At 69.8% G+C, this 14,184-nt stretch carries 15 protein-coding genes and 1 tRNA gene; 7 read left to right on the plus strand and 9 right to left on the minus strand.

The window, feature by feature from the left end:
* The first annotated feature begins 72 nt into the window (after positions 1 to 72).
* Positions 73 to 690 (plus strand): DUF47 domain-containing protein, encoded by a 618-nt coding sequence (locus ACS3YM_RS15135; RefSeq protein WP_439937259.1) that lies wholly within the window; start codon positions 73 to 75, stop codon positions 688 to 690.
* Positions 691 to 695: 5 nt separating this feature from the next.
* Complete coding sequence (locus ACS3YM_RS15140) at positions 696 to 1,691, plus strand: anion permease (RefSeq protein ID WP_439937260.1); 996 nt, start codon at positions 696 to 698, stop codon at positions 1,689 to 1,691.
* A 198-nt stretch (positions 1,692 to 1,889) separates the two neighbouring features.
* Here the strand turns inward: ACS3YM_RS15140 and ACS3YM_RS15145 are convergent, their stop codons facing one another.
* The 6 genes from ACS3YM_RS15145 to ACS3YM_RS15170 all read right to left on the minus strand — a co-directional run bounded on the left by ACS3YM_RS15145 (position 1,890) and on the right by ACS3YM_RS15170 (position 8,194).
* On the minus strand, positions 1,890 to 2,855 hold the full coding sequence (locus ACS3YM_RS15145) for a DUF559 domain-containing protein (RefSeq protein ID WP_439937261.1): 966 nt from the start codon (positions 2,853 to 2,855) through the stop codon (positions 1,890 to 1,892).
* 199 nt (positions 2,856 to 3,054) lie between these two features.
* Entirely contained in the window at positions 3,055 to 3,834 is a 780-nt protein-coding gene (gene pstB, locus ACS3YM_RS15150) for a phosphate ABC transporter ATP-binding protein PstB (protein WP_439937262.1), read from the minus strand.
* A gap of 36 nt (positions 3,835 to 3,870) precedes the next feature.
* Complete coding sequence (gene pstA / locus ACS3YM_RS15155; protein WP_439937263.1) at positions 3,871 to 4,971, minus strand: phosphate ABC transporter permease PstA; 1,101 nt, start codon at positions 4,969 to 4,971, stop codon at positions 3,871 to 3,873.
* Positions 4,968 to 5,909, minus strand: coding sequence for a phosphate ABC transporter permease subunit PstC (gene pstC / locus ACS3YM_RS15160; RefSeq protein ID WP_439937264.1), 942 nt, complete (start codon positions 5,907 to 5,909; stop codon positions 4,968 to 4,970). Before pstC ends, pstA begins: the two co-directional genes overlap by 4 nt.
* 102 nt (positions 5,910 to 6,011) lie before the next feature.
* Entirely contained in the window at positions 6,012 to 7,139 is a 1,128-nt protein-coding gene (gene pstS / locus ACS3YM_RS15165; protein WP_439937265.1) for a phosphate ABC transporter substrate-binding protein PstS, read from the minus strand.
* Positions 7,140 to 7,336: 197 nt separating this feature from the next.
* The gene (locus tag ACS3YM_RS15170) at positions 7,337 to 8,194 is read right to left on the minus strand and encodes an NUDIX hydrolase (RefSeq protein ID WP_439937266.1); all 858 of its coding nucleotides are present in this window, start codon (positions 8,192 to 8,194) and stop codon (positions 7,337 to 7,339) included.
* Between the two features lie 45 nt (positions 8,195 to 8,239).
* On the opposite strand from ACS3YM_RS15170, the gene ACS3YM_RS15175 reads away from it, so the two are divergent.
* Entirely contained in the window at positions 8,240 to 9,289 is a 1,050-nt protein-coding gene (locus ACS3YM_RS15175; RefSeq protein ID WP_439937267.1) for a hypothetical protein, read from the plus strand.
* A gap of 13 nt (positions 9,290 to 9,302) precedes the next feature.
* Here ACS3YM_RS15175 and ACS3YM_RS15180 read toward each other — a convergent pair whose 3' ends face one another.
* Positions 9,303 to 9,467, minus strand: coding sequence for a hypothetical protein (locus ACS3YM_RS15180; RefSeq protein WP_439937268.1), 165 nt, complete (start codon positions 9,465 to 9,467; stop codon positions 9,303 to 9,305).
* Positions 9,468 to 9,664: 197 nt separating this feature from the next.
* Positions 9,665 to 9,868: a cold-shock protein gene (locus ACS3YM_RS15185; protein ID WP_045548871.1), complete on the minus strand. Its 204-nt coding sequence runs from the start codon at positions 9,866 to 9,868 to the stop codon at positions 9,665 to 9,667.
* 354 nt (positions 9,869 to 10,222) lie between these two features.
* Between ACS3YM_RS15185 and ACS3YM_RS15190 the strand changes: the two genes are divergently transcribed.
* On the plus strand, positions 10,223 to 10,372 hold the full coding sequence (locus tag ACS3YM_RS15190; protein WP_439937269.1) for a hypothetical protein: 150 nt from the start codon (positions 10,223 to 10,225) through the stop codon (positions 10,370 to 10,372).
* A gap of 6 nt (positions 10,373 to 10,378) precedes the next feature.
* On the opposite strand, the gene ddaH is transcribed toward ACS3YM_RS15190, so the two are convergent.
* Positions 10,379 to 11,161 carry a dimethylargininase gene (ddaH, locus tag ACS3YM_RS15195; protein WP_439937270.1) on the minus strand — a complete coding sequence of 261 codons (783 nt, stop codon included), beginning with the start codon at positions 11,159 to 11,161 and terminating at the stop codon, positions 10,379 to 10,381.
* A gap of 375 nt (positions 11,162 to 11,536) precedes the next feature.
* Between ddaH and ACS3YM_RS15200 the strand changes: the two genes are divergently transcribed.
* From ACS3YM_RS15200 to ACS3YM_RS15210, 3 genes are all read left to right on the plus strand, one after another.
* Positions 11,537 to 12,613 carry a carboxypeptidase-like regulatory domain-containing protein gene (locus ACS3YM_RS15200; RefSeq protein ID WP_439937271.1) on the plus strand — a complete coding sequence of 359 codons (1,077 nt, stop codon included), beginning with the start codon at positions 11,537 to 11,539 and terminating at the stop codon, positions 12,611 to 12,613.
* 104 nt (positions 12,614 to 12,717) lie between these two features.
* A tRNA-Lys gene (locus tag ACS3YM_RS15205) sits at positions 12,718 to 12,790 on the plus strand.
* A gap of 114 nt (positions 12,791 to 12,904) precedes the next feature.
* On the plus strand, positions 12,905 to 14,137 hold the full coding sequence (locus ACS3YM_RS15210; RefSeq protein ID WP_439937272.1) for an IS481 family transposase: 1,233 nt from the start codon (positions 12,905 to 12,907) through the stop codon (positions 14,135 to 14,137).
* The last annotated feature ends 47 nt before the right edge of the window (positions 14,138 to 14,184 follow it).

The raw sequence follows: 14,184 nt of genomic DNA on the forward strand, positions 1-14,184 counted from the left end.
CGCGGTTGCGTCTCTGAGCGGGTGACCCCCTAGCATGTTCCCGGTTCATCCGCCCCCCGTTCGGAGTTCACCGTGCGTTTGAAGTTCCGCCCTGTCGACAGCTCGTTCTACGACCTCTTCAGCGAAGCCGCCTCGCACCTCGTCGTCGGAGCCCAGCTCCTCAGCGAGATGCTTGCCGACGGCAGCTCCCGGGCCGAGATCGCGCAGCGCATGCGCGAGGCCGAGCACGCTGCGGACGAGACCACCCACTCGATCGTGCGGCGGGTGAACAGCACGTTCGTCACGCCGTTCGACCGCGAGGACATCTACTCCCTCGCGTCGGCGCTCGACGACGTGATGGACATGATGGACGAGGCCGTCGACCTGATCCTGCTCTACGAGGTCACCTCGCTGCCGCCGGAGTCGACCCAGCAGGTCGAGGTCCTCCAGCGCTGTGCCGAGCTCACCGCCGCGGCGATGCCGTCGCTGGAGTCGATGGCCTCGCTCGACGAGTACTGGATCGAGATCAACCGGCTCGAGAACACCGGTGACAAGTCCTACCGGCGCATCCTGGCCAACCTCTTCAGCGGTGAGCACGAGGCCCTCGAGGTGCTCAAGCTCAAGGACATCGTCGAGTCCCTCGAGGGGGCGATCGACGCGTTCGAGAAGGTCGCCAACATCGTGGAGCAGATCGCCGTCAAGGAGTCCTGACCCTGATGGAAATCGCGATCATCATCGCGGTCGTCGTCGTTGCCCTGGTGTTCGACTACACTAACGGGTTCCACGACGCGGCCAACGCGATCGCCACGTCTGTCTCGACCGGCGCGCTCAAGCCCCGCGTCGCGCTGGCCATGGCGGCTGTCATGAACTTCGTCGGCGCGTTCCTCGGCCAGAAGGTCGCCCACACGGTGTCCGACACCATCGATCCGGGAGCCGGGACCCACGGCCTGGTGATCGTGATGGCCGGGCTCATCGGCGCGATCACGTGGAACCTCATCACTTGGTACTACGGCCTGCCTTCGTCCTCCTCGCACGCGCTCATCGGAGGCCTGGTCGGCGCCGCCCTCGCTGCGGGTGCGACCGCCAACTGGGCAGTCGTGCTCGAGAAGGTCGTCATCCCGATGTTCCTCTCGCCGGTGGTCGCGTTCAGCCTCGGCTTCCTGGTGATGCTCGCGATCATGTGGGCCTTCCGCAACGCCAACCCGGGTCGCGCCAACCGCGGCTTCAAGATCGCCCAGACCGTCTCCGCCGCCGCGATGGCGCTCGGGCACGGCCTCCAGGACGCTCAGAAGACGATGGGCGTCATCTTCCTGGCGCTGCTCACCGGCGGCTACGTGGCCGAGTCCGACGGCCTGCCGCTGTGGGTGATCATCGCCGCGGCGACCGCGATCTCCCTCGGCACCTGGTCCGGCGGCTGGCGCATCATGCGCACCCTGGGTCGCCGCATCATCCACCTCGACCCGCCCCGCGGCTTCGCGGCCGAGTCCGTGGCGGCCTCCGTCCTCTACACGACGGCGTACGTCTTCGAGGCGCCCATCTCGACCACCCACACCATCACCTCCGCCGTCATGGGCGTGGGCGCGACCAAGCGGCTCTCCGCCGTCCGCTGGGGTGTCGCCCGGTCGATCCTCACCGCCTGGGTGCTGACCTTCCCGGCCGCCGCCCTCGCCGCCGCCATCTGCTACTGGGTCGCCCACCTCTTCCTCCCCTGACGTCCCGCCCCGCCCGCCGGCGCGATCTGCCGGTTCGTCATACGAACCCGCACCCATATGGTCGGGTCGGTATGACGGATCCGTCCTCGCCCCGACGTGCCGCGCGATCCGTCATACGAACCCGCACTCATAGGGTCGGGTCGGTATGACGGATCCCGGCGCCACTGAGCCGCCACCAGAGGACGTACGACCCAGCGCTCAGGCAGCGGTGCCGGCACGCGTCCACCCCGCATCGGCGAGCGCCATCTCGATCTGGGCGAAGAACTCGTCGGCTGCGACGCGCAGGCCCAGCACGGGCAGCCGCAGGACGGTGAGGTGCTCGAGGGTGACGTCGTTGTGCCGGAGGGCGTCGGCCACGACCTCCTCCGCGAGGGCGTGCTGGATCCCGTCGATCTCCACGACGACGCGCCAGTCCTCCCACAGCACGTCGAGGTAGTAGCGGCCGTTGGGTGCCCGGCGGACCGCCTGGCGCGACGGCTCGGGCAGCCCCCTCGTTCGGCACTGACCGGCGAAGTCGAGCTCGGCGAGGCTGCGGACGCCGCCGACCAGGTCGGTCACGACGTCGATGACGAAGGTCAGCCGTGGCGCCTTCTTGACGTGCAGCAGCTCGAGCGCGATCCGGTCCGCGGGAACGATGCCCTGCTGGACGGCCATCGTGAGGAGCAGTGCGGCCTGCCGGTCGCTCAGCGCCCACAGGGCCCCGCGTATGGCGCCGACCTCGACCCGGGTGCGCGGTGGGCCAGCTCCCCTGAACGCATCGTCGGCTCGCCACCGGCGGGTCTGGCGTACGTCCACCAGGGCGTCGCGGAAGGTCCTCGCGCCGCGCGGCACCGAGACACGGTGGCGATCGACGTCGAAACCCGTCAGTCCGGCGGCGACCAACGCCGAGGCGCCGTCCAGCCGCGCGCGTGGACCGCCGGACAGCGCTGCCGCCCAGAAGACGGTGCGGTCGTCGAGCGGGCCGGTGTGCACCACGACCACGTGCCTCCCCACCTGCTGCCAGCGCCTGGCCCGGACGTTGGCCCGCACCTCGGCTCGCGTCAGCCCAGCGGCGTACAGCTGCCGTCGGGAGACGGCCCCGGCCTGGTCCGCCGCGATCCTCTCGGCCCGCGCCCGTCGAGCACGTCGCAGGGTGGAGGTGTGGCGTACCGGTGGCGTGTCCATCTCGCCACCGTTGCTTCGAGGGCGGCGACAGCGACACCACCACAGGCCAGACCTGTGGATCGACGTGCGCAGGGGCCCCCTGTGGACGCCTCGCGACGGACGACCTGTGCGGGCTCGCCGCATCCGTCATACGAAGCCGCACTCATACGTACGGCTTCGTATGACGGACCGCAAGGCCCTCAACGGGAAGGAGAAGAGATCAGCCGAAGCGGCCGGAGATGTAGGCCTCGGTGGCCTCGTTGTCGGGGTTGGCGAACATCTTCTGGGTGGAGTTGAACTCCACCAGGTGGCCGGGCTGGCCGGCGGCCTTGAGGTTGAAGAAGCCGGTCTCGTCGGAGACGCGGGCGGCCTGCTGCATGTTGTGGGTGACGATGACGATCGTGTAGTCGGACTTCAGCTCGTGGATGAGGTCCTCGATCGCAGAGGTCGAGATCGGGTCCAGGGCCGAGCAGGGCTCGTCCATCAGCAGGACCTGCGGCTCGACGGCGATCGCGCGGGCGATGCAGAGGCGCTGCTGCTGGCCACCGGAGAGGCCCATGCCGGGCTTGCCGAGGCGGTCCTTGACCTCGTTCCAGAGGTTGGCGCCCTTGAGGGAGCGCTCGACGATGTCGTCGGCCTCGGACTTCTTCATCTTCTTGGAGTTGAGGCGGTTGCCGGCGAGGACGTTCTCGTAGATCGACATCGTCGGGAACGGGTTGGGCCGCTGGAAGACCATGCCGATCTGGCGGCGTACGGCGACGGGGTCGACCGCGGCGTCGTACAGCGACTGCCCGTCCACCGTCACCTTGCCCTCGACGCGCGCACCGGGGATGACCTCGTGCATGCGGTTGAGGGAGCGCAGGAAGGTGGACTTGCCGCAGCCCGACGGGCCGATGAAGGCGGTGACGGAGCGTGCCTTGACGGTCATGCTGACGCCCTCGACGGCGAGAAAGTCGCCGTAGTAGATGTCGAGGTCGTCGACGGTGATGCTCTTGGCCATGGGGGTGTCTCTCTTGTCCTTCGAGGTCAGGGTGGCTCAGTGGCCGGTCTTGGGGGCGAAGATCCTGCCGATGATGCGCGCCACGAGGTTGAGCAGCATGACGATCAGGATCAGCACGAGCGCTCCACCCCAGGCGATCTCGATCCCGGGCGGCGTGCCGCCGGGGGTCTCGGCGATGCCGGGGTTGGCGTTCTGGGTGTAGATCAGGACGGGGAGGGTGGTCATCCGGTCCGCGAACACGTTGAAGTTGGTGCGCGTGGTCAGGCCGGCGATCAGCAGCAGCGGGGCGGTCTCACCGACCACCCGGGCGATGGCGAGGGTGACGCCGGTGACGATGCCGCCCAGCGCGGTCGGCAGCACGACCTTGACGATCGTGCGCCACTTCGGCACGCCCAGGGCGTACGACGCCTCGCGCAGGTCGGCGGGCACGAGCCGCAGCATCTCCTCGGTCGAGCGGACGACCACCGGGATCATCAGCAGCGACAGGGCGACCGAGCCGCCGATCCCGACGCGGGTCGAGGGCCCGAAGACGAGGATGAACAGCGAGAAGGCGAACAGGCCGGCGACGATCGACGGGATGCCCGTCATCACGTCGACGAGGAAGGTGATCCAGCGCGCCAGGCGGCTGCCCTTGCCGTACTCGATGAGGTAGATCGCCGCCATGATGCCGATCGGCACGGAGATGAGGGCCGCGAAAAGCGTGATCAGCAGCGTGCCGATCAGCGCGTGGTAGATGCCCACCTCCTGGTCGAGGCTGGTGCGGTACATCGAGTAGGTCAGGAATGTCGAGTTGATCGCCGGCAGGCCGCGGTCGACCACGGTCCACAGCAGCGAGACGAGCGGCACGATCGCGACGACGCAGGCCGACCAGACGAGGCCGGTGAGCATGCGGTCGGTGGCGCCGCGGCGGCCCTCCACGACGCGGGCCCAGGCGGGCAGCGCGACGAGGTAGATCAGGCCGGCGAAGATCGCCCAGGCCACCACGCCCCAGCCCAGCAGCAGCACGGGTAGCGCACCGGCGGCGATCGCGACGACGGCCACGAGGACCGGGGCGACGCGCGGCAGCTTGGCGGCGGTGAAGGAGACGTGCTCGGAGCGGGGCCGGACGGGGGTGGCCTGCGAGGTGGTCGTGCTCATCGGTGCAGCCTCCTCTCGCTGCGCTGGACGATCCATCGCGCGGCGAAGTTGACCAGGAACGTCACGAGGAAGAGCACCAGGCCGGTCGCGATCAGCACCTGGATCTTGCCCGGGGTGCCCTCCTTGTAGTTGGAGGCGATGTTGGACGCGATCGAGGCCGGGTTGCTGCTCGAGATGAGGTTGAACGAGATGCCGCCGCCGGCGGAGAGCACCATCGCGACGGCCATCGTCTCGCCGAGCGCCCGGCCGAGGCCGAGCATCACCGCGGACACCATGCCGGAGCGGGCGTAGGGGAAGACGGCCATCCGAATCATCTCCCAGCGGGTCGCGCCGAGGGCGAGCGCCGCCTCCTCGTGCAGGCGCGGCGTCTGCGAGAACACCTCGCGCGATATCGCGGTGATGATCGGCAGGATCATGATCGCCAGCACGAGGCCGGCGGTGAGGATGGTGCGGCCGGTGCCCGACGCGGGACCGGCGAAGAACGGCAGCCAGCCCATGTTCTCGTCGAGCCAGACGTACGCCGGCTGCAGCTGGCGCGCGAGCACCGAGATGCCCCACAGCCCGAAGACCACCGACGGGACGGCCGCCAGCAGGTCGATCATGTAGGCGATGGGGGTGGCGATCGACTTCGGCGCGTAGTGGCTCACCACCAGCGCGATGCCCCACGCCAGCGGCACGGCCACGACCAGCGCGATCACGGCGGCCAGGACGGTGCCGAACAGCAGCGGGGCGACGTATCCCCCGAAGGTGCTGGCGGAGCCGTAGAACTCCGCCGGCTTGGCGAGCCCGGGCACGCCCTCGATGGCCAGGAAGACGAAGACGCCGGCCAGGACGACCAGGATCGCGATCCCGGCCGCGAGGGCGACCCGGGAGAAGACCCGGTCGCCGAGCCGGGGCTTGGCCCGGCCGGTGCTCTCAGCAACAAGGGTGGTTGCCACGTGGTACCTCATTCAGTCGTTTCATGCGCCTGTGCGGCGGGCCGGTTCTCGGCCCGCCGCACGCGGCGCTGGTGGGTCGGGATCAGGCCCGACCGGGGTGGATCAGCCTGCCGTGATCGCGTCCACGATGCCCTGGGCGCGCTCGGCGACGGAGCTGGAGAGCGGCGCGGAGCCGGCCTCCTCGGCCGCCGCCTGCTGGCCCTCGTCCGACACGATGTAGGACAGGTAGCCCTTGACCAAATCGGCCTCGGCCTGGTCCTCGTAGGTCTGGCAGGCGATCAGGTAGCTGAGCAGGACGACCGGGTAGGCGCCGGCCTCCGTGGTGGTCCGGTCGATGTCGACGGCCATGTCGACGTCGGCGCGGCCCTCGGCGGCCGGGGAGGACTCGACGACCAGCGCGGCGCCCTCGGCGGACGGGGCGACGTACTCCTCGCCGACCTTGACCGAGACGACCGACAGGTCGCCGACCTGGCTCTCGTCGGCGTAGCCGATGGTGCCCTTGCCGCCGGAGACGGCGGAGATGACGCCCGAGGTGCCCTCGGCGGCCTCGCCGCCCTTGACCGGGAACGCGTCCTCGGCCTCGTAGGACCACGAGCTGCTGGCCTTGCCGAGGTAGTCGGTGAAGTTCTTCGTCGTGCCCGAGTCGTCGGAGCGGTGGACCGGCGTGATGGCCAGGTCGGGGAGCTCGGCATCGGGGTTCTGCTCGGCGATCGCCTTGTCGTTCCAGTTGGTGATCTTGCCGTCGAAGATCTGCGCGATCGTGTCGGCGTCGAGGTTGAGCGCGTCGACACCCTCGACGTTGAACGCGACGGCGATCGGCGAGACGTAGGCCGGGACCTCGATCGGGTCCTCGCCGTTGCAGCGCTCCTTGGCGCCGCTGAGCTCGCCCTCGTCGTCGGTGAGGTAGGAGTCGGAGCCGGCGAAGCTGACGCCGCCCTCGATGAAGTTGGTGCGACCGTCACCCGAGCCCACCGGGTCGTAGTTGACGGTGACGTTGCCCTCGTTCATGCCCTGGAAGCCCGTGGCCCACGCGCCCTGGGCCTTCTCCTGCGAGGAGGCGCCGGCGCCGTTGAGGTCACCGGAGAGGCCGCCGGAGGTCTCGCTCGAGCCGCTGTCGCCGCTGGTGTCGGCGTCGCTCTCGTTGCCGGCACCGCAGGCGGTGAGGGAGATGGAGAGGGCAAGCACGGCGATGCTGGGGGCGAGCAGCTTGCGGAAAGAAGTGCGGTTCACTTCGAGTGCTCCTGAAGTCTGATGATTGCTGACACCGGCGAAGGTAGGCACGTCAGGAGAACGAGCACGTCGCCGTCGGTGAACGGGCGGTGAACTCGACCGGACCGGATGGCGTCGCACGGCCGGGCGTGAGACGACCATCACATGAACTCGGCCGGGCGCCCTTGACGAGAGTGCGTGCGCGGTCCTAGAAGACCTCACGCATCGAGGACCTCGCTGGCCACGACCTTGCCCTTGCGGTGGTGCACCACGAGCATCGATCCCGGCTCCAGCTTGACCTCGGGCACCCCCAGCGCGTCGAACACGGTCGGCAGCACCGGCCGGTGGGTGCACAGCACGGTGCTCTCCCCGGCGTCGAGCAGCGCATCGACGACGTCGACGACACCGTCGGCGGTCGCGTCCTCCTCGCTCAGCTCGTCGTAGAGCTTGACGGGCCACCCGGTCGCGTCGACGTACGGCGTCACCGTCTGCACGCAGCGCAGGCTGGAGGAGGTGTGGGCGGACGTGACGTCGAAGGCGGCGAGGAGCGGCACCAGGTGCTGCGCCTGGGCGAGGCCCGTCTGCAGCAGCGGGCGCTGCCGGTCGTCCTTCTTCCACGCCTCGCGCGAGCGCGCCTTGCCGTGCCGCAGCACCACCAGCGCGCGGGTCTTGCGGCGCAGGGGTCGCGCCTCGGCCAGGGTGGCGCGGTCGTAGTCGTAGGTGAGGCGGCGCATCGCGGCGCTCCACTCCACCCACTCGACGGCGTCGATCTCGTCGTTGGGCCGGTAGCCGCTGACGTCGTCGCTGCCGAGCGCCCGCCCGGTCCAGTACTCCACGGTCTTCCAGCGGCCGTTGGACTGCCGGTAGCGCTGCGACGACAGCGCCGGCCCGAGCCGGATGTCGAGCCCGGTCTCCTCGGCCACCTCGCGGACCGCAGCCGTGACCACGTGTTCGCCGCGGTCGAGCTTGCCCTTGGGGAAGGACCAGTCGTCGTACTTCGGCCGGTGGACGAGCAGCACCTCACCGCGTCTGCGGGTGACCACGGCACCGGCAGCGCGCACGTCGCGGGGCTCCATGGAAGTAGTGTCACACCCACTTTTCCGATCCACGAGGAGCAGTCCGTGTCACGTCGTGCCGTCGTCGCCCTCGTGGCCGCGCTCGCGGTGGCCGTCGCCGGGCTCGTCGCGTGGCGCCTGCTCACGCCAGGCTCGCCGTTGGAGCGGGCGCTGGCGATGGCCCCGGCGGCGACCAGCCGGGTGTCGTGGACGGACTGGGACGGCGTACGCCGTGAGCTCGGCGCCGACGTCGACGCCGGCTCCTCGGCCGAGGAGGTGGACGCCTTCCTCTCCGACGCCTTCGGGCGGGACCTGTCGGCGATGTCCGCGCTCGGCACGTCGGCCGGGGTGATGCAGGCGGAGCTGGGCTTCTCCCCCGCGACGATCACCTGGGAGCTGCTGGCCCAGTCGCCCGACGGCGCGGTGGAGATGCTCGGCGTCGACGACGACGTGTCGTTCGGCGAGGTCGCCGACCGGCTCGCCGAGCTCGGCTGGACCGAGCCGAAGGACGACGACGGGGTGTGGGTCGGCGGGCCAGACGTGCTGGCCGGGGCCGGGCCGATGCTCACCCCCGAGCTGCAGCACTTCGCCCTGCTCGCCGACCGCCACGTCATCCTCGCCTCGGACCAGGCGCCCTACCTCGAGCAGGTCCTCGACGTGGTCGACGGCGACGCCGACTCCGCCGACGACCTCGCCGACCTGGCGTCCGGCCTGGGCGACCCCCTGGCCGCAGCGGCGTACGACGGCGCCTATGCCTGCGAGCGGCTCGCGATGTCGCAGGCCGACGACGACGCGCAGGCCGAGGCCGACCAGCTGGTCGAGGCGGCCGGCGGCGTGCACCCGCTGACCGGCTTCGCGATGGGGCTGCTGCCCGGCGGCGACCTGCGCGCGGTGATGCAGGTCGAGGACCCCGACGACGCCCCGGGGGACGCCGATGCTCGCGCACAGCTGGCAGCCGGGCCTGCGCCCGGGCAGGGCGGCGACTTCAGCGACCGGTTCAGGGTGGCGGGCGCGCGCTCGGAGGGCCGCGAGATCACGCTCGACCTGCGACCGGAGGACGGGGAGTACGTCCTGTCGGACCTCACCAGCGGGCCGGTGCTCTTCGCGACCTGCTGAGCGCAGGCGCGGGTCAGTCCTCGGACGGCCGGCGCGGGGTGACCCCCAGCAGCCGGTCGATCTCCTCCTGGGACAGGTGCTCCTCGGACTCGCTCGCGGCGATGATCAGCGTGGTGGTGAGCTCCACCTCGCCGAGGAGGTCGCCGTCCTCGAGGGTCACGTCGAACTGGTCGTGCACGTCACCCTCCCTCTTGCGCAGCTCGCACCTTGGATCATTCGACTGTAGGTCGTGAAACCAAGTCTCTCCGACCGTCGGCGCCGAACAAATGGCCCGAACGTGTCAAGTGTGACCCGGAATCGAGTTCGGCCCCACCCCCCAAGAGGGGATGGGGCCGAACCCTTGATCAGATCTGGAACAGGTCCAGCGTCAGCCGATCAGAGCGGGCGGACGTTCTCCGCCTGCGGGCCCTTCGGGCCCTGGGTGACGTCGAACTCGACCTTCTGGTTCTCGTCCAGCGACTTGTAGCCGTTGGTCTGGATGGCCGAGTAGTGCACGAAGACGTCGTCGCCGCCGTCCTCCTGCGCAATGAAGCCGAAACCCTTCTCGGCGTTGAACCACTTCACGGTGCCTTGAGCCATGTGCTCGGTACTCCTGTTATCGGAACGAGAAGCCGTCACTTCGACGACTCCGCCACAAGTGCGGTGACACGTCGCTCCGACTCACAAGCTGGAAGGCCCGAAGAGGGAAACGCCGTTGGATCACAAACTCCGCGGGCGTCAACCTGCTGGAACTTGCACCTGTTGCACTGCAAACCCTACCAACAAATCGGCCCGCGTCACCGATCGTGCGCCACGTGCTGGTGAACACCTCGAAAACGCACCGGCGCCGGATCACCAACTTGCGCCATTTCTCGGCGCCGGCGCCCACGCGACGCGCCGGTGCGCCCATGCTCGAAGTCGGGAAGGGAGGCAGTCATGGCAGTCCGTTGTCCCATGTGTCCGGGCGTCATGGTGGAGCACTGCACGTGCCCGAGCTGCACGTGGCTCCGGTGCGACAACCCGCGCTGCGCCGCCGACGTGCTGGACCTCGCGACCGGCCGGCTGCGGCACACCAGCGGGTTCGTCGTCCGCGGCGACGCCTGAGCCAGGTCAGCGCGCCGGCGCTCCGCGGAGGCGGACGGACAGGCAGGTGACGCAGCCCTCCATCTTCTCGAACTCGGAGATGTCGACGGTGACGACCTGCAGTCCCCGGCCCTCGAACAGGGCGGCCGACCTCGGGGCCGACGACGCCATCAGGACGGTGCCGGCGTCGAGCAGCACGACGTGGGCGCCCGACTCCTCGGGCACGTCGAGGAAGTGGCCGGCCCACACGTCGGGGTCGTCGACGAGCGGCCGGTGGCCGACGACGGTCCCGTCCGGCAGCGCGGTGACCGCGGTCTTGAGGTGGAGCACCCTGCTGACGGGTACGCCGATCACCTCGGCGCCGAGTGGGGCGAGATGGGCGCGCAGCTGCTCGACGCCGGCGTCGTTGGTGCGGCCGCCGACGCCGACCCACACGCGACCGTCGTGCTTGAGCACGTCGCCCCCGTCGAGCGTGCCCGGTGCCTCGATGCGGGCGATGCGGTAGCCGCGAGCCCGTACGGCGTCCTCGGCCGCCGCCGTCTCGGCGCGGCGCTCCTCGGCGCCCGGCCTGCTGATCACCGCCAGGTCGCCGTAGACGACCATCGTGTCCTCGACGAAGACGGCGTCCGGCAGCTCGTCGGCGGCCGCCACCTCGTGGGTGGTCCAGCCGTGCTGCCGCAGCGCGTCGACGTACTCCTCCCACTGCCGGCGCGCGAGGTCGGCGTCGACCTCGCTGCGCTCGATGTGCGTGACGAGACCCTCGCCCAGTCGCGACGACGGTGGCCGGACCAGGGCGTGGCGCGTCTCCATGGGCCGAAGGTACAAGAGCCCGCCGGGGGCTCAGTCCTCCCGACCGGGTTGCGCCATCAGCGTCGACGGCTGTGGGCCTGGGGCTCGGCACCATGCACAAGTGGTGACCTGGTCACCTCGCACCTCACGGCCCCGCGGACCCTCGGTCCGCGGGGCCGTTGCACGTGCGCCCCCACGGAGCGTCCGGACTCGTCGAAATCTGGCATCAACACTGTCCGAACCTTCGATCTCGACGCGTCCCCTTGCTCTGGTCACCCACGGTCCGGCCACAGGATTTGAACAACCTACCCACTTTGAGGTATAGGGCCTCGGCCGTCCCTACGTTCCGAGTAGCGGCGTCCGTGGGGGATGCCCGAACACCTCCCTGGGGGCACCATGAACAACACCTTCCGCCGAGCAGCCGGAGCGCTGCTCGCCACCGGCGTCGGCATCTCCTCCGCCGTGATCGTCACCGGCGCCGCCGATGCCGCACCGCCGATCCGCATCAACGGAAGCGTGGTCGCCGCTGCCGGCGGCGCGCCTCTGGCCAACATCAGCGTGATCGCCGTGCGGATCGCCGACGGAGTGGTGGCCGGCAGCGCACGCACGGGCCTCGACGGCAGCTGGAACATGCTCCGGCCTGCCGACGGCACCTACACGATCCGCTTCGACGACCCGGCCGGGACGTACGCGACGGAGTGGTACAACGACAAGAGCACCCTCGAGACGGCCGACCTGGTCGACTTCAACGAGGGGCAGAAGTCCGACCTGGGACAGACCGACCTGGGGTCCGCCGCGCACCTCACGGGTGTCGTCACCGGGAGCACCGGGACGGGCATCGAGGGTGCCGAGGTCACGGCGTACGTGCGCCAGAGCGGCGCGTGGGCCTCGTTCGTGACGGTGAGCACCGGCGCGAACGGTGCTTACGACGTCGGCGGGCTGCCCGGCGGCACGTACAAGCTGGGCTTCCACGACCCCGCCACCGACGTCGGCGAGTACTGGAACAACCAAGCCGACCTCGCGGCTGCCGACGAGCTCCAGGTCGCCAAGGACGGTACGACCACCGGCCTCAATGCCCAGCTCGCGACCCCGGTCCCGACGCCCACGCCGACCGACACCCCGACGACGACCCCGACGACGACCACCCCGACGACGACGACCGCTCCGGTCAACACGGCGGCACCCGCCGCGACCGCGAGCGCCGTCACCGTGGCGGTCCGCCCCCGGATCAAGGGCATCGCCAAGGTCGCCAAGACCCTGCGCGTCACGAAGGGGACGTGGACCCCGACCACGGTCACCAAGAAGATCCAGTGGCTGGCCAACGGCAAGAGGATCAAGGGCGCCACCAAGGCCAAGCTGCTCCTGACCAAGAAGCTGGTCGGCAAGCGGATCTCGGTCCGCGTCATCGCCTCCGCGCCGGGCCTCACGAAGCTGAAGGTCACGACCAAGCGGACCAAGAAGGTTCGTCGCTGACGAAGCGCCACGGCACGAGTCGGCCCCCGAGGACCATGGTCCTCGGGGGCCGAGTCGTCTCTGGAAGGATGTGCGCGAGCACGCGGACGCCGTCCCCGTGCCGCGGGCCTCTAGCTCAATGGGTAGAGCAGCGGACTTTTAATCCGTTGGTTCAGGGTTCGAGCCCCTGGAGGCCTACCGGTCTGAATGTATTGCTTCGCCTGATGGGTGACGTTTGGCCTTCGGCTGATGCGTTACACATCGTCGGGTGATGGGTGACAGCTACTCCGGTTGATTGGTGACACTCCCTTGATGAGGGAGTTGAGCGTGAGCGAGCAGCGGTATCAGGCCGTGCTGGCGGTGATCAGCGACGGCGAGACGGTCTCGAGCGTGGCGGCCCGGTTCGGGGTGCACCGCAAGACCCTGCACGGGTGGTTGGCCCGCTACGAGGCCGAGGGTTTGGAGGGGCTGGCGGACCGGTCGCATCGGCCGCGGTCGTGTCCGCACCAGATCGGCGCCGAGGTGGAGGCGGTGATCGCCACGATGCGGTCCTCGCATCCGGGGTGGGGGCCCCGCCGGCTGGTCTTCGAGCTCGACAAGGTCGGCGTGGAGCCGCTGCCGTCGGAGTCGGCGGTCTACCGCGCGCTGGTGCGGTTGAACCTGATCGACCCGTCCGGGCGTCGGCGGCGGGATCGGAAGTGGAAGCGGTGGGAGCGCGGGCTCCCGATGGAGCTGTGGCAGATCGACGTGGTGGGCGGGTTCGTCCTCGCGGACGGGCGGCGGGCCAAGGCGTTGACCGGGGTCGATGACCACTCCCGGTTCTGCGTCAGCGCGTACCTGATGCTGCGGGAGACGTCCCCGCACGTGTGCGACGGCCTCGCGGCCGCACTGCGGACCTTTGGGGTGCCGGGGCAGATCCTGACCGACAACGGGAAGGTGTTCACCGGCCGGTTCAACCGGCCACCGGTGGAGGTGCTCTTCGACCGGATCTGTCGGGAGAACGGCATCGAGCACCTGCACACCCAGCCCCGCTCGCCCACGACGACGGGGAAGATCGAGCGGTTCCACCGGGCCTTGCGGACCGAGTTCCGCACCGACCGGGTCTTTCCCGACCTGGCCACCGCGCAGACCGAGCTGGATGCCTGGGTCCACGACTACAACTACGACAGGCCGCACCAGGCGCTGGACATGGCCACCCCGGCGTCGCGGTTCCTCAGGCCTGACCCGGCGCCCGTTGCCCCGATCCGGACATCACGCAACCCCGGCCGACCCGGCGAGGACCGCGTCGACGGCACCTGGGTGACCCGCCGGGCCAGCGCCGTAGGCGTGGTGTGCGTCAGCTGGCAACAGGTCTGCCTCGGCGTGGCCGCGGCCGGTCGCCCCATCGACGTGTGGGTCACCGAGAACGTCCTGCAGTTCTACGACGGTGACCAACTCCTGCGAACCCAGAAGCGCGAGAGCACCGGGGAGGTGAGGGTCAAGCGATCCACCGCGCCACAACGGCGTCCTACAGTGACAACGAGTGTCACCGATCAACCGAACTAGATCTGTCACCCATCAACCGAAGGTCTTCAGGCCTACCGGTCTGAAAT

Origin of the sequence: Nocardioides sp. N13(2025), assembly GCF_051912545.1 — a bacterium.
GTDB lineage: Bacteria > Actinomycetota > Actinomycetes > Propionibacteriales > Nocardioidaceae > Nocardioides.

Coding starts and splice junctions, on each gene's coding strand:
- ACS3YM_RS15140 (WP_439937260.1), top strand. CDS start 696: ATGGAAATCGCGATCATCATCGCGGTCGTCGTCGTTGCCCTGGTGTTC.
- ACS3YM_RS15145 (WP_439937261.1), bottom strand. CDS start 2,855: ATGGACACGCCACCGGTACGCCACACCTCCACCCTGCGACGTGCTCGA.
- pstB (WP_439937262.1), bottom strand. CDS start 3,834: ATGGCCAAGAGCATCACCGTCGACGACCTCGACATCTACTACGGCGAC.
- pstA (WP_439937263.1), bottom strand. CDS start 4,971: ATGAGCACGACCACCTCGCAGGCCACCCCCGTCCGGCCCCGCTCCGAG.
- ACS3YM_RS15170 (WP_439937266.1), bottom strand. CDS start 8,194: ATGGAGCCCCGCGACGTGCGCGCTGCCGGTGCCGTGGTCACCCGCAGA.
- ACS3YM_RS15185 (WP_045548871.1), bottom strand. CDS start 9,868: ATGGCTCAAGGCACCGTGAAGTGGTTCAACGCCGAGAAGGGTTTCGGC.
- ACS3YM_RS15190 (WP_439937269.1), top strand. CDS start 10,223: ATGTGTCCGGGCGTCATGGTGGAGCACTGCACGTGCCCGAGCTGCACG.
- ddaH (WP_439937270.1), bottom strand. CDS start 11,161: ATGGAGACGCGCCACGCCCTGGTCCGGCCACCGTCGTCGCGACTGGGC.
- ACS3YM_RS15200 (WP_439937271.1), top strand. CDS start 11,537: ATGAACAACACCTTCCGCCGAGCAGCCGGAGCGCTGCTCGCCACCGGC.
- ACS3YM_RS15210 (WP_439937272.1), top strand. CDS start 12,905: ATGAGGGAGTTGAGCGTGAGCGAGCAGCGGTATCAGGCCGTGCTGGCG.